The 12,518-nt window shown below is 60.7% G+C and carries 9 protein-coding genes; 5 read left to right on the top strand and 4 right to left on the bottom strand.

The window, feature by feature from the left end; genetic code table 11:
* Window positions 1-5: 5 nt before the first annotated feature.
* Window positions 6-1,583: a serine hydrolase gene (locus ABEA58_RS04985; protein WP_345549421.1), complete on the bottom strand. Its 1,578-nt coding sequence runs from the start codon at window positions 1,581-1,583 to the stop codon at window positions 6-8.
* Window positions 1,584-1,770: 187 nt separating this feature from the next.
* On the opposite strand from ABEA58_RS04985, the gene ABEA58_RS04980 reads away from it, so the two are divergent.
* Window positions 1,771-3,216, top strand: coding sequence for a transglutaminase-like domain-containing protein (locus ABEA58_RS04980; protein ID WP_345549420.1), 1,446 nt, complete (start codon window positions 1,771-1,773; stop codon window positions 3,214-3,216).
* A gap of 151 nt (window positions 3,217-3,367) precedes the next feature.
* Here the strand turns inward: ABEA58_RS04980 and ABEA58_RS04975 are convergent, their stop codons facing one another.
* From ABEA58_RS04975 to ABEA58_RS04965, 3 genes are read right to left on the bottom strand one after another with little or no spacing between them, the layout of a single operon-like run.
* The gene (locus tag ABEA58_RS04975; protein ID WP_345549419.1) at window positions 3,368-4,159 is read right to left on the bottom strand and encodes a MurR/RpiR family transcriptional regulator; all 792 of its coding nucleotides are present in this window, start codon (window positions 4,157-4,159) and stop codon (window positions 3,368-3,370) included.
* A 36-nt stretch (window positions 4,160-4,195) separates the two neighbouring features.
* Window positions 4,196-5,290, bottom strand: coding sequence for a dipeptide epimerase (locus tag ABEA58_RS04970; RefSeq protein WP_345549418.1), 1,095 nt, complete (start codon window positions 5,288-5,290; stop codon window positions 4,196-4,198).
* Between the two features lie 11 nt (window positions 5,291-5,301).
* The gene (locus ABEA58_RS04965; RefSeq protein WP_345549417.1) at window positions 5,302-6,702 is read right to left on the bottom strand and encodes an SH3 domain-containing protein; all 1,401 of its coding nucleotides are present in this window, start codon (window positions 6,700-6,702) and stop codon (window positions 5,302-5,304) included.
* An 800-nt stretch (window positions 6,703-7,502) separates the two neighbouring features.
* On the opposite strand from ABEA58_RS04965, the gene ABEA58_RS04960 reads away from it, so the two are divergent.
* The 4 genes from ABEA58_RS04960 to ABEA58_RS04945 are packed head-to-tail and all read left to right on the top strand — an operon-like array spanning window position 7,503 to window position 12,488.
* The gene (locus ABEA58_RS04960; protein ID WP_345549416.1) at window positions 7,503-8,681 is read left to right on the top strand and encodes an MFS transporter; all 1,179 of its coding nucleotides are present in this window, start codon (window positions 7,503-7,505) and stop codon (window positions 8,679-8,681) included.
* Window positions 8,678-10,936, top strand: coding sequence for a M1 family metallopeptidase (locus ABEA58_RS04955; protein ID WP_345549415.1), 2,259 nt, complete (start codon window positions 8,678-8,680; stop codon window positions 10,934-10,936). The genes ABEA58_RS04960 and ABEA58_RS04955 overlap by 4 nt, the downstream gene beginning before the upstream one ends.
* A complete protein-coding gene (locus ABEA58_RS04950) occupies window positions 10,933-11,517 on the top strand; it encodes an NlpC/P60 family protein (protein ID WP_345549413.1) in 585 nt (194 codons plus the stop codon). Before ABEA58_RS04955 ends, ABEA58_RS04950 begins: the two co-directional genes overlap by 4 nt.
* Window positions 11,496-12,488 (top strand): N-acetylmuramoyl-L-alanine amidase, encoded by a 993-nt coding sequence (locus ABEA58_RS04945; RefSeq protein ID WP_345549412.1) that lies wholly within the window; start codon window positions 11,496-11,498, stop codon window positions 12,486-12,488. Before ABEA58_RS04950 ends, ABEA58_RS04945 begins: the two co-directional genes overlap by 22 nt.
* Window positions 12,489-12,518 lie beyond the last annotated feature (30 nt).

Genomic DNA, 12,518 nt, shown 5'->3' with positions numbered 1-12,518 from the left:
TAAGCTCAACCGTCTTCAGTCACACGCTCAAAGCGCAGGTCCTGAAAATCGTAACTAAAATCCACACCGCGGGACTGCGGCACCAGTGTCAGCATCAGCCTGCCGGACTCATCGCGCTCCGCCCGCATCCACGCGTCGGCATCGAGGCTGCGATCATCCCACTTCACGCTCCATACGCCCGGGGCAGCGGCCTGCATGGTGCCAGTAAGACGCGGCGACTTGAGGGATCGCCAGCGCAGCCCCTCATCCCCCCGGGCAATTTCGATAGTGCCAAACCAGGGGTCGCGATAACTGCCGATCACCTCGCTGTCGGCGATGTCCGCCATGCTCTCCGGGGCCGGCAACAACTCCGGTTCAAAAGGCTCTGCGGCACCGCCATATAAATCCTGGAAGTACGCCAGCCAGTCGCGCTCATCGGCGCCCAGGTAGGGCTTGAGCAGGCCATAGATCAGGGACTGGCGGGCAACGCCTGCGCTGCGGTTCATCAGCACCACAATCGCCAGCTCCTCCTCCGGCACCAGCGCCGCCCAGGCGTACATGCCGGAGAGCGATCCGGTGTGGTGAATCACCCGCTTGCCGTGCATGTCCTGCACACGCCAACCCAGGGCATAGGCATAAAAGTGACCCGCATCCCTCTCCGAGCGCGACTCGGAAAACGGCATCAGCGTGACCGGCCGCCACAGGTGATTGCGGGTTTCCTCGCTCAGCAGGCGCTCACCGGAGGGCGAAACTCCCCCCGCCAGCAGCGTGCGCAGCCAGGTCAGCATATCGCCGGCACTGCAGTGCATACCGCCGGCGGCGGCGAGCACTATGGGGTCGTCACCGGCCAGGTTGGGCGTATCCACCACCAGCCCCTCAGCTTCGAGACGGTGCGGGTCGGCCAGGTTGTCCCGCGCAGACCGCGGCACCGGCCCGGCGTAACAGTTGTCGAGGCCGAGCGCCTTCAGCAGGCGGGTCTGGACAAAGTCCTCATAACTCTGCCCGGACACCGCCGCGATCAATTCACCGGCGACGATGTAAAGCAGGTTGTCGTAGGCGTAATCGGCGCGGAAACTTTTAGTGATGGGTAGGTATTCCAGCCCGGACAGGACATCCGTGCGGCTAAAGGAGTTCGGTTGCGGCCACAGCATCAGGTCGCCGGCGCCGGCGCCGAGGCCGGAGCGGTGCGTCAGCAGATCGACAACCTGGAATTCGGCGGTAATCCAGGGGTCGCCCAACTTGAACCCGGGCAGGTAGTCCACCACCCGGCCGTCCCACTCCAGCTTGCCCTCTTCCACCAGCAGCGCCAGCGCAGCGGTGGTAAAGGCTTTGGTGGTGGATGCCAGCTTGAACAGGGTTTCGCTGTCGACCGGGCGCGGGCTCTGCACATTGGTGACACCAAAGCCGCGCAACAGCACAGGTTCACCGCGATGCCAGACCCCCACGGCCGCACCGGGTACCTGCTCCTGCTCGAGCACCCGCTCGACCAGAGCCTCGATCTCGCTTGAAGAGGGGGGGGAATCGCTGCAGGCGGCCAGTAGCACTGCCGCTGCGGCCGCAGTGGCTCGGGTGGCCAGCCTGCGGGTGAATTTTTTTATTCTCATTGTGGTACCTCTGCCAGTAAACCGCTGCGAACACAAAAAGGCCCCAAGGACAAAGCATCCGCACAGGTGCCCGCCGTCCTTGACGACCAACACACAGTAGAATAATTTATCAACTCATAAAATAGCTGTAAATATAATTTATTCCGTTAAGCTGAATTTCGAACTCTTCAATAAGAAGGAGCACACCGTGTCACCACCCAAACTTCCCTGCAGACTCACGCTACTGCTTTCCGTCGCGGTTGCTTTCTCCTCGCTCGGTGCCTGCACTCCCAGCACCCCCGAAACCCCCGAATCACTGCAGGATGTGCAGAATATGGTCGACGACGGCCACTACACCGACGCCCGCCAGCATATTCAGCGCCTGCTGCAAGAAGACCGACTGAAACAGGAGCATCCGTCGCTTAAGTTCGAGGCGGAGCGTATGCGCCGTATTGAAATGGAATTCACCCTGAGCCGCGACCAACTCCTGCAGTCGATTCAGCGCTACATACCCGACGCCACGGAATCCGACCTAACACAGTGGGACAAGGCCGGCCTGCTTGAGTCCAAGGTGATCGATGGTGAGCGGCGTTTCTTCCGCAAAACCGCCTACAACCTGGTGCATATATCCGATGATGCTGCCGCCCGCACCGACGGCTACCGCCGCTTTAGCGAGAAAGCGCCACTCTACACCCTGCACCAGCATCACCGGGACGTCTCCATGGCGGACGGACCGGTGCGCAAGCGCATTCGCATCAGCTACGCACTGACCGTAGACCCGGACGCGGTGCCCGCCGGCGAGACAGTGCGCGCCTGGCTGCCCTTCCCCAAGCCGGTTTTGGGGCGCCAGGAAAATATCTCCCTGCTCGCCTCCTCACCGGAGCAATATGTGCTGGCAGCGGAAACTCAGCCGCAGCGCACCATCTATTTTGAAAAGCAGGCGGAAGCCGGCAGACCGGTGGAGTTTGCCGTGAGCTATGAGTTCGACAGCCTTGGCAGGTCCACCGCGATCGAGCCGGAGCGGGTACAGGCGCCCGCCCCCAATGAAGCCCTGGCGCCCCACCTGCAGGAGCGCCCACCCCATGTGCAGTTCACACCCTACCTGCGCAAACTGTCTGAACAGATTGTCGGTGATGAAAGCAACCCCTACCGCATCGCGCAGAAGCTCTTCGCCTATGTGGACAGCATTCCCTGGGCGGGCGCACGGGAGTACTCCACCATCCGCAATATCAGCGAATATGCGGCGAAAGCCGGCCATGCGGATTGCGGACAGCAGACGCTGCTGCTGATAACCCTGATGCGCATGAACGGTATCCCCGCGCGCTGGCAATCCGGCTGGGAGTTTTCCCCGTCCGGCTTCGACACCATGCACGACTGGGGCGAGTTCTACCTGGAGCCCTACGGCTGGCTGCCCATGGATGTAACCCACGGCAAGCTTGCCGGCATCAGCGACAGCGAAACCTGGTTTTACCTCGGCGGCATCGATGCCTACCGCCTGATCTTCAATACGGATTACAGCCAACCCTTCGAGCCGGCCAAAGAGCACTTCCGCTCCGAAACGGTCGACTCACAGCGCGGCGAAGTGGAATGGAGCGGCGGCAACCTGTATTTCGATCAGTGGGACTACAGCCTCGAATGGGAAATCCTCGACTAGGACCGGCAACCTGCCCCAGCGGCAGTAATCAGCTGAAAAACAGTTGAAAAGCAGCGACAAAAAAGGCCGAAGCCCCATCGGGACTTCGGCCTTTTTTACGCTTGGGATTGCCGCAAACGCTTACGGCGAAGAGCAAAAACGCCAGATAGGATCAGGCTTCCTGTGACAGCAGGCCGCTCACCAGCCCCTCAACCAGGTGCAACTGGCCGGAGCGAAACAGCAGCCTCTGCATCTGCTCGTCTTCATCCGCGGGCACGACAAAAAGGCGAATATCAGAGTGAATGCTGGCCGCATTGTAGTTGTAGCGGGTCAGGCTCAGCACCTTGACCCCCTGCTCACGGGCATGATTCGCCACCTCGACCAGAGACTCCTCACCACCGAAATCACAGATGATGCACAGCAGGTCTTCCCCGCCCAGAGAGCCGGCAATGCGCTGCTGAACCTGGCTGCCCTCTACAAACACCGCCCAGCAACCGAGTTCCAGCAACTGGTAAGTGAGGTATTTCGCCACGGCCACGGAGCCCGAGCAGGCAGAAACCTGAATACAGCGCGCACCGCGAATCGCCGCGATTGCCGCGGCGAGATGCTCGGCCTCATTGATACCGGCGGTATTCTCCAATACCTCGAGCTTTTTCTGCCCCAGCTTGCTAAGGGGGTTATCGGGCCGGAAAAAGCCCCCCTCTCCCTCGCCATGCCCTGACTGGGCGCGGGCCGCCTCGGCATAGGTTTCATACACAGCCAGCTTGAGACTCGGATACCCCTTGTAGCCCAGCTTCTGTGAGAACTTCACCACACTCGACTGGCTGACACCCACCACATCCGCCAGCTGCTGCGAGGAATAGTCACGCAGCAGTTTGGTATTTTCGAGAATAAATTCAGCGAGCTTGCGCTCATTAACCGACATCTGATCGCGCATTGCGCGCATCTTCAAAAGACATGTCATGCTTTGGGGCTCCGCCTGAAGCTGAACATGAAGCTATTACACCAGTAACTCCAGTCCTTCAATTTTTTTAATACCCAATCCCGGGGTTTCATTCAGAATAATATCCGCATCCTTATAGGTTGCGCCACCAATTACCGGGTCATGCTGGCACAGGGACGGCACATCCAGGTCGAGCTTGGACACCACCGGAGACTTGGCCGCGGCCACGTGCGCAGCTGCGGAAACGCCGATGCTGGTCTCCAGCATGCAGCCCACCATGCAATCCAGATCATACAGGCCGGCCAGGTCGGCGATTTTGAGCGCACCGGAAATACCACCGGTCTTCATCAGTTTGATATTGATGATTTCCGCCGCCTGACGCTCGATTACATCCATCACCTCCAGCGGGCCAAAAATACTCTCATCAGCCATGATGGGGGTTTTCACCCGCTCGGAAATGTAACGCATGCCCTCTAGGTTATTGGCCTTCACCGGCTGCTCCACCAGCTCCAGCACGACCCCGGCATCTTCAAGGCTGCGAATGGCCAGCACCGCCTGCTTGGGGCTCCAGCCCTGGTTGGCATCCAGGCGCAGCAGAGCGCGACCCTTCACCGCCGCGTACACCGCTTTGATGCGCTCAATATCCAGGCGAATATCCTTGCCCACTTTAAGCTTCAGAATTTCAAAGCCGCGCTCCACCGCGCGCTCCGCATCCGCCACCATTTTGTCGATGTAATCGACACTGATCGTAATATCGGTTGTCAGGCTGTTTTCACCACCACCGAGGATGCGATAGAGCGGGGTTTTATAGCTCTGTGCAAAGAGGTCGTAAAGCGCGATCTCCACCGCCGCCTTGGCGCTGGTGTTATTGATCATCGCCCCGCCGATTTCACGGGTAAGGCGGTTCAGGTCAGCGACATCGCGGTTCAGCAGCAGCGGGGTAAACACCGTGCGCACCGCCTCGATCACAGAACCGTGGGTATCGCCGGTAATGACCGCAGTGGCCGGCGCATTGCCGTAGCCGATATGGCCGGTGTCTGTCTCCAGCATCACCACCACATCCTCCACGCACTCCACAGTGCGCAGCGCCGTCTTGAAGGGAGTGATCAACGGCACTCTCAGCATGCCAAGCTTCACGTCAACAATTTTCATGGAAGTACCGATCAAATAATGGTTTTTATTGCGTAGATACTGTCAACAAAATCCTGGCTCCGACCGAGCCAGAGAGGCGTCAGCGGGGTAACGGAGACGCCTGACAGTGTTCCTTTATAAAAATCGCCCTGGCCATCTTTATAGCTCAGGCCGGTAACATCGTGTATCACGTAGGGCTCACCATCCACGTGCCCGATAAACATCATCACATGGCCCGGGATGTAGATGAGGTCACCCACCTGCAGCTCCTCCAGCGCGCTCAGCTTCTGCTCGCGACTGGCATCATCGAGGCGGCGCGTCGGCGCAAAGGCACTGCGCCCCTGCTGGCCGGAATTGCGCGGCATGAAAATGCCAAAGGATTTGTAAACCTCACCGACAAAACCCGTGCAGTCGCGGCCGTTATAGTCGTGCCCCCAGCCATAGCGTTCACCGAGAAACTTGAAAGCCTGCTGCAAAACCAGCGCCGGGCGATATTCCAATGAGCCGACACTGACGTCGCGGCTGCGGGCGATCAGGGTGGGAGCGAATTCCAGTGCGCCATCCTCGTCGCGCACCGGTAAATTCACCACATAGCTAGCATAAGGATTCTGGCCGTTGATGCTGTGACCCACTTCGCCCGCCGTCAGCAGCGGCAGAGTGACCCCCATATCCAGCACGACTTCGGAAGTGCGGGGATCGACCGGGTTGTAGTTGGTGCGCACCTGCGAGCCTGTAACCGTGAGCCGCGGCCCAGCGGCGTGCCAGCGTTCGATCACCGCGCGCTCGCCCACCGCCACGGCGGACTTGGGCACCCAGGCGGCGTAGTGATAATTCAGCGCAAACCACCATTTGCCGTCGGCGCTTTCATGCAACAGCGCCAGGCGCTGGCCGGGGAAGACGCCGGTTTCCTGCAGGCGATCCAGATCGGTATCGTCGGGGTGCTTATAGATGCGGGTATCGGTGGGATAGCTGCGCATACTTGCACGCTGAACAGCAAGCCCCCACTTAACCTTTATCTGCGCGGGCAGGCGGTCCCGCTGCACCGCGGCCTCCCACTGCCGGTAATCGTCATCCGATACCAGGCTGCCGTTCACGTGATAGCGGGGCGCCGATGCCGGACGGCTGATGCCGTCGAGCAGCTCAAGCACGCGCTGCCGGGGAAGCGACTGCGGGAACTGACTGAGAGGATGAAGATATTCACCCCGGGCGAAATTCACTGCGTTGAACTGCCGGATCGCTTTCCGGTCTAGGCGCACCGAGTCCTGCTGCAGGCGGGAAATCCAGAAAGACGGGGAGAGCATCTCTTCCCGCACCCCCGGCACATCGGAAATAAAAGTGCCATCGCCACCCGCTGCCGGCACTTGCGGCTGATCCGCGCAGACCGGTAACACCAGCGCAAACAGCAGCGCCGGCAACATCGTTCTTATTCTCATGCAATCGCTCCATTAACCCATCGGGAAAAATGACTACCGGTAAGAAGCCAACCTCCCCTCAAACTCACAACATTGGCAGGGTCATTGGCACAAGAATACATTATTCAATCAGAGCCAACAACACAGAATAAAAGTGTAAATGCGCGGTAAAAAAAAGCCGGCACAGTGTGCCGGCAAATAGTGCAGAGAAGATCACGGGGCAACTCTTTGCCCCAGCCTTCTCGGTGGGAACTCTATCCAAAGGCGTCACCCCCAGGCATCAAGCGATACCCGCGACGCAGCCTTAACTCCTAACGCCCGACCCTCAAGCCTCAAGCCTCAAGCCTCAACCCTCAGCCAACCTCCACCGCCCAGCGCCCTCAAAGCGACATGCACTGCGCATCGACGAGGGGCACCAGGAAATGCCAGGCTCCGCAACTGGCGAAAAGTGCTCCAGCAGCTGAGAGACCCCGCAGGCCGGAGAGAAGCAGCGCAGGCAAAAGCAAGGCGCCGCGAGATCGCCTCACAGCCGCTCACCGCGCCAACTCAATCCACCACCGGGGGATACCGTCAACAAACACGCGAATAAAATATTCGCCCACTCATGGACCGTCAAGAATTTTTTAGCTTTAATATTCATCGTGGATTTGACCCTGGGGCCGAACTGGCGCACATTTCATCGGGCAGTCATGAATATTGCGGGCAATTTGCCGCCGGGATCTATCGCTGGGATCTATCGCCAGCGCCGATTGGCGGTATCTCGATTACCGCAGGCAAAGGCTTAAACTGCCCCGAAGCCAATAATAACGAAGACATTTGCCATGCAGCCGACCCCCGACCGCTGGACCAATCTCGCCAGTCTCCTGATGGTTTCCATGATGGGCGCCGCCGTGCTTACCCTGCTGCCGCTATGGGTTGGCGGCCTCAGTGACCAGGGGCTGTTCTCTGAGACCCAAATCGGATGGCTGGCGGCAGCGGATGTGATCGGCATCTTTGCCAGCTCGGCATCAGCTCTTTTCTGGGTGCGCCGGGTAGCCTGGAAACCGGTGACGCTCATCGGCCTCAGCGTATTCCTGATCGGCAACCTGCTCAGCCTGGGCACCACTGACTTTGCTCAGCTGATGGGGCTGCGCATCCTCGCCGGCCTCGGCTGTGGCGCAGCCTATGCGGTGGCGCTGGCGGGACTGGGGGACCACCGGCGCCCGCCACTGGCGTTTGGCATGATGGTCACCGCACAGGTGACCTTCGGCACCATCGGTTTCTTTGCGGTGCCGCGGCTTATGGAATGGTGGCAGGTGAACGGCTTCTTCCACTATTTGAACGGCTGGCTGGCCATCACCCTTTTGCTCTGCGCCATCACCTTCCCCCGCTCACAGCGAAACAGTGAGTCCGATAACGCTGCCGGTATTTTCAGCCTGCTCACCGGCAGATCACTGCTGGTATTCGCCACCACCGTGATCTATTACTGCGGCGTTTCGGCCGTGTGGGCGTATCTGGAGAGAATCGGTATCGACATGGGGCTGTCGGGCGCGGAGGTCGGCGACCTGCTCGGTATCGGCTTCGCCATCAGCGGGCTTGGTTCACTGGCAACCCCACTGATCGCAAAGCGCATCGGTCGGGCATTGACCCTCACTGCCTCCATTGCCGTACAGGTGGGCACCATGTCAGTGCTGATCGGCCAGCACAGTGGCGACGCCTACCTTCTTTATGCCCTTACGTCGGTTGTGTTCCAGTTTTTCTGGAGCTTCACCATTCCCCTGTTAATGGATCAGTTCAACCGCGTCGACGACAGTGGCCGTTTTATCGTGCTCTGCGCCAGCGCTTTCAAGGTGGGGGAGATTATCGGCCCACCGCTGGCGGCCAGCCTGATCCAGCCCTTCGGATACACCGGCGTACTGACACTGGGTATCGCCAGCGTGATTGCCGCGCTGGCAATGGCCCTGATGACCGAAACCCGGAGCGGAGAGCCGGCCACCGCGCCAGCCCCGGCAAGCCTGTGAGCGGTCTTCGTCTACTTGGCCGGCTTTGCGGCATCGCCGCTGCCTTCTCCCTGTTTGGCAGCGGCACCAGCGCGCAGACAATGGCGAACGCAGACCCGTTTGCCCGCCTTACCCAGGCCGAGCTGGGCCTCGGCGCTTTTCGCAGTGCCAGCGGCGCGCCGGCAGCCAACTATTGGCAACAGCGGGTCGATTACGATATCGACGTTGAGCTGCTGCCGGCCCGCGGGCGACTGCAAGCCAGCGCACTACTGCGCTACCACAACCGCTCACCGGACGCCCTCGACACCCTGTATTTCGCTCTCGACCACGACGCCCTGAAACCCGGAAGCCGAGCCGGTTACCGACTGCTGGCCGGCAACCAGCGGGCCACCACTCCGGGGGTCAACCACCCCACCAAAGCCTCCAGAATCGCCCTCGCCAGAAGCGAAACCGCCACCGGCTTCAGCGTGGAATCGGTAACGACCGCCACTGGCAGGCCGCTGCAATGGCGGGTGAAAAATACCCTGCTGCAGGTGCGGTTGCCGCAACCGCTGCAAAGCGGAGATAAAGTCAGCCTCGCCATGACCTGGAGCCTGCCGCTGACCGACAAGCAGGCCACCGTGGCCCGCAGTGGCTACGAAACACTGGCGGATGGCCAGCGCATTTACATCGCCGCGCAGTGGTTTCCGCGCGCGGTCGCCTACACCGACTACGCCGGCTGGCAACTGAAACCCTTCCTCCAGCAGGGAGAGTTCTCCACCGAACTGGGCCGCTACCGCGTGCGAATCAGCGCACCGCAACATTTTGTGATTGCCGCCAGCGGCGACCTGCAGAATGCCGCAGAGGTGCTCGAGCGCGAACAGTTCGAGGCCTGGCAGAGCCAGGCCCGCGAGCCGCGCTGGATTGTCGATGCCAGCCAGGCCCAGCGCAACCGCAAGCGCAATTCCACAGCGACCAGGCAGTGGATTTTTAGCGGGCAGCCACTGCGCGACTTCGCCTTCGCCGCCTCGCCGGCTTTTCACTGGCAGGTGAAGCGCGACGGTGCCGGCCGCCGGCTGCAGCTTTTCTTTCCACAGGAGGCAGCCTCCCTCTGGAGCACCTTCGGGCTGGAGGCCATCGACCACACGCTGCAGGTTTTTGACCAGGCCACCTTCAGGCTACCCCTCAAAACCGTCAGCGTCGTCAACGCCGCCGGCATCGGTATGGAATACCCGGGGCTGGCCACCATCGCCACCCGCCCCCAAAACGCACAACCAGAAAGCCCGCAATCAGAAACCCCGCTGGATCTGATGCGCCAGCCCCCCTGGGATGCGCTGAGCAAGTACGATTTTATCGGCAGCATCATTCACGAGGTGGGTCACAACTACCTGCCCATGGCCATCAACACTGACGAACGTGAATGGGCGTGGCTGGATGAAGGGCTGGTGAGCTTTATCGAATACCGCGCGGAGCACGGCTGGGAGGCGAGCTTTGAGGTGATTTACGGTGAACCCCGCTCCATCGCCGGCTATACGGCGTCGGCGGCCCATCAGCCCATCATGACCTCCGCCGACAGCCTGCAGCGCAAAATCGACAACGCCTACAACAAGACCGCCAGCGTACTGAATATGCTGCGCCACCTGGTGCTGTCAGCGGATGATTTTGACCATGCCCTGCGCCGCTTCGCCGCCAACTGGCAGGGCAAGCGCCCGATGCCCGGAGACTTTTTCCGGGCAATGGAAAGCGCCGCCGGCGAAGATCTCAGCTGGTTCTGGCGCAGCTGGTTTTTCCAGGCCAGTTCCGTCGACTTCGCCATCACCGCGGTAGAACACCGCGGCACCACCCTGCCCCTGCAGCCAGTGACACAACCGGAACCCCCGGCTCTGGCATATACCGCCGGCGCCATCCGCGAGTTTCTGGTGGAGCAACAGCCGGCGCTCCTCGATGCACACAGCAAGCCGCTGCCGGATACGACTCTGTCGGCTGAGACTGCCGCGCCACTGCCGGCGCCATCGGCAAACTCGCACTGGTACCAATTCAGTATTGGCAATGCCGGCAGCGGGATACTGCCGCTTCCGCTGCGAATTCACACGGCGAGTGGGGCCGGTTACCGGGTGAATATCCCCGCGCAAACCTGGATGCGGGCGACCGCTCGCCACACAAAATGGCACCGAGAACTGCAACTGCAATTGCCACTGCCGGAGGGCGAGGCACTGCACAGCATCTGCATCGACCCGCTCTGGCTGACACCGGATACCGACCGAAGCAACAACTGTATCGAGATCAATCCTGCATGAAAAAAAGTAACCGCGCCGCTCCACTCCTGGGCCTGCTCGCCGCCCTGCTGCTGCCCCAGTGCGCCAGTGCCCAAACAAAGGAGGGCACCATCGCCGAGGCAGTGGCCCCGATGCAGAGCATGGCCACCAGAGTCGTCGCCAAAGCCCTGCAGTGGAGCAACCAGGAGTACCGGGTTGGCACTGCTGAACAGTGCATGAACTGGACACGGGAAGTTCTCGTGGCGGCCTGCGGCGCCCATTTCGCGACACTGGAAACACAGAAGCCGTGGGACGGACACCTGCTGGGCGAGGGAGACCAATTACTGCCGGAACATGTGGACTCCCTCGCTGCCGATGAGTTCGGCCAGAAAATCACCTCGATCAAGGACCTGCAGCCCGGTGATCTGGTTTTCCTGAAAAATACCTACGGCGACTGGGCGGAAGGTGTGCTCACCCATGTGGGGATCGCCCTTGGTGACGGTGACTATATCCACCGCATGACCTCCAACAAGGGCATCGTAAAAGTTGAAGCCATCCCCTCTGCAGATTTTGATTCGGGTATCCGCCTGAAGGAGTCACTATGTCATCGTCATTCCGAGTAAAGCGAAGCCTCGGCAAGCTTGCCCTGCTGACAATAGCCGCAGTAGCCGGCACCCTCACCCTGGCGGGCTGTGCCGGCAATGGCAGCAAGTCCGCCCGGGGGGACTACAAAGTGGAGTGGGTTGAATCCCAGAATGCCAGTGAGCGGGTGCGATTTCTGGTCATGCACTTCACTACCATCAATTTTGATGAATCACTGCGCGCGCTGACGCTGCCGAGTTCGGCACCGGTGAGTTCTCACTACCTGGTGCCGGAAAACAACGACCCCAGCTACCCCCATCCAGACCTGCGGGTGTACCAGCTGGTGGACGAAAGCCGCCGCGCCTGGCACGCCGGCCCGGCGCGCTGGGAGGACCGCGACCAGATCAACGATCAGTCCATCGGTATCGAGATCGTCAACTCCGCCCACTGCCACCCGCCGGTGGAAACCTCCACGGAGGAAATCGGCGAGGAAATCTGCTTCTTCCCGGAATTCGACCCGGAGCAAATGGAGCTGGTGATCGCGCTGTCGCAGGATATTCTCGCCCGCTATCCGGATATTTCCCCCACCCGCGTGGTGGGCCACGGCGACGTGGTGCCAGAGCGCAAGATCGATCCCGGCCCGCGCTTTCCCTGGCAGCAGCTCGCCAAAGCCGGCATCAGCGCCTGGTATGAAGAGGAAGCGGTCAAGCGCCATATGGAATACCTGAAGGGCAACAGCAGCAGTGATCGCGACAGCATCCGCCGGCGTTTTGCCCAGTGGCTGGCCGACTACGGCTACGGCATCGACCCGGAGAACGCCAGTGAAGAGGACATCACCCTCTACACCCGCGCTTTCCAATATCACTTCCGCCCCTGGAAAGTCGACGGCGAAGTGGACAACCACAGCCGCGCGATTCTCCTCGCCCTGCTGGAGAAATACTTTCCCGACAAGCTGAGCGGCTACCCGGATTTGCAAAGCACTTTGCTTGCCGAACTTGAGAACCCGGGCTGAAAAACAGAGCCGAGCGCGACGGGCCATGCC

This window comes from Microbulbifer aestuariivivens, assembly GCF_039545115.1.
Taxonomy (GTDB): Bacteria; Pseudomonadota; Gammaproteobacteria; order Pseudomonadales; family Cellvibrionaceae; genus Microbulbifer; species Microbulbifer aestuariivivens.
The sequence above is the reverse complement of the archived record's forward strand: the minus strand, read 5'-3'. Positions and strand labels throughout refer to the sequence as shown.

Bases quoted from the DNA above. Each gene is read 5' to 3' on its own strand.
- ABEA58_RS04975 (WP_345549419.1), bottom strand. From the start codon at position 4,159: ATGACATGTCTTTTGAAGATGCGCGCAATGCGCGATCAGATGTCGGTT.
- ABEA58_RS04960 (WP_345549416.1), top strand. From the start codon at position 7,503: ATGCAGCCGACCCCCGACCGCTGGACCAATCTCGCCAGTCTCCTGATG.
- ABEA58_RS04950 (WP_345549413.1), top strand. From the start codon at position 10,933: ATGAAAAAAAGTAACCGCGCCGCTCCACTCCTGGGCCTGCTCGCCGCC.
- ABEA58_RS04970 (WP_345549418.1), bottom strand. From the start codon at position 5,290: ATGAAAATTGTTGACGTGAAGCTTGGCATGCTGAGAGTGCCGTTGATC.
- ABEA58_RS04985 (WP_345549421.1), bottom strand. From the start codon at position 1,583: ATGAGAATAAAAAAATTCACCCGCAGGCTGGCCACCCGAGCCACTGCG.
- ABEA58_RS04945 (WP_345549412.1), top strand. From the start codon at position 11,496: ATGTCATCGTCATTCCGAGTAAAGCGAAGCCTCGGCAAGCTTGCCCTG.
- ABEA58_RS04965 (WP_345549417.1), bottom strand. From the start codon at position 6,702: ATGAGAATAAGAACGATGTTGCCGGCGCTGCTGTTTGCGCTGGTGTTA.